We start from the raw sequence: 425 nt of genomic DNA, 5'->3' as shown, positions 1-425 counted from the left end.
CGTGCTGTGACGCAAGTCAAAACCCGAACGCTCTACCTCGAAAAGGCTACTCATCCAAAATGTGCCTGGCGATGGCAGTTCGGACAAACAACGCAGACATTGTCTAAGGTATCCATGCCACCATCTGCTAAGCGAACAATGTGATGTACTTCTAGGTAAGGTGTTCCATCTGATTTCCGCTTGAACGGAGCGGGTCTGTTACAAACCTCGCATACACCTCCCGCCCTATGGAGAGCCTCAGCTACCACATCGGGATCTCTTAGGAAGTATGTTAAGGTAGTCATGAACTTTACAGGTCGTTCACCGCTTTTTTTTGCTAGCCTAGCAAGCCGCGCTGCAGAACTATCTTTCAATGCGGTATGGACCTCTGAATCCCATACTGCTATGTACTGGCCAATCGCTCCAAGAGGGTGATCAATCAATAG

General features: G+C 48.9%; 1 protein-coding gene. It reads right to left on the bottom strand.

What is annotated here, in order from left to right:
* Window positions 1–50 precede the first annotated feature (50 nt).
* Window positions 51–425 (bottom strand): HNH endonuclease (locus SB765_RS28120; RefSeq protein WP_410932286.1); only part of this gene is annotated, 375 nt, incomplete at its 5' end.

Origin of the sequence: Pseudomonas sp. SIMBA_067 (genome assembly GCF_046534675.1) — a bacterium.
GTDB classification, from domain to species: domain Bacteria; phylum Pseudomonadota; class Gammaproteobacteria; order Pseudomonadales; family Pseudomonadaceae; genus Aquipseudomonas; species Aquipseudomonas putida.
This window is presented reverse-complemented; position numbering and strand designations above follow the sequence as displayed.